Source organism: Thermococcus sp. (genome assembly GCF_027008145.1).
Taxonomy (GTDB): domain Archaea; phylum Methanobacteriota_B; class Thermococci; order Thermococcales; family Thermococcaceae; genus Thermococcus.
On the sequence record NZ_JALTCZ010000130.1, the window covers coordinates 1 to 756 of the forward strand.

Sequence of the window (756 nt, forward strand, 5' to 3'; positions counted from 1 at the left end):
ACCCCTCCACAAGCTCGTCCACCGCCTTGGCACCGAAGAGCATCGCCACAGCATTGCCTATCGCGCCGAATATCGTATCCGCCCTGGGAAGCTCTCTTACAGGCCCCCTGGGAATTAGCCTGACGGCCTTGAAGCTGAGCCTGGGCATCACCCTGCCTCCAGCTTTTCTTTCACCCCCGAGAAGAGGCCATCAAAGTCCTTGAGAACGTCAATGACTTGCTTCTTCCCAACGGGTATGGCTATCTTCTCCTTCTCCTCGCCGGTGCGGTAATAGTCGGCACTCCTGAACTCGAATGTCTCAAAGCTGAACTTCACCTTTCCGTAGCCTCTGGAACCAGAACCGCCAAGGTAGCTGTCCTCAAGGAGGGCCATCGCCGTTAGGAGGTTCTTTATGTCGTCCTCCCACTGTTTTAAGTCCTCGACGTTGTAGATTATCTCGAACTTGAACTCCGCTCCAGCAACGACGCGCTCGTTGGTTCTCGGGTTGGCCTGAGACGTTACCCTGTCAATGCCAACTTCGATTTTCGCCTCGGTTATCTCCTCCCCCGCTCTCCATCTGTCCTCCCAGTCCTTTGCGAGGAAGGCATCCCTAACGATAAGCCTTGAGGGAAAGTTGCTCTCCTTCCCGCTCGCGCCGAAGAGACGGCAGACGGGACAGTTGATTGCGGTGGAATAGTCGGGACAGACGTGTATCCATCCACGGTTTATCCTCTTGTTGAAGAACCTGCCGCAGTTTTCCTCGTTCAAGGGCCTGCA

The 756-nt window shown here is 55.4% G+C and carries 1 protein-coding gene; it reads right to left on the reverse strand.

All coding sequences use genetic code 11. The features are described 5' to 3' along the window. Positions 1-147: 147 nt before the first annotated feature. Positions 148-756, reverse strand: a 609-nt coding sequence (gene csm3, locus MVD07_RS06280) for a type III-A CRISPR-associated RAMP protein Csm3 (RefSeq protein WP_297499765.1), incomplete at its 5' end; no start/stop codon positions are given.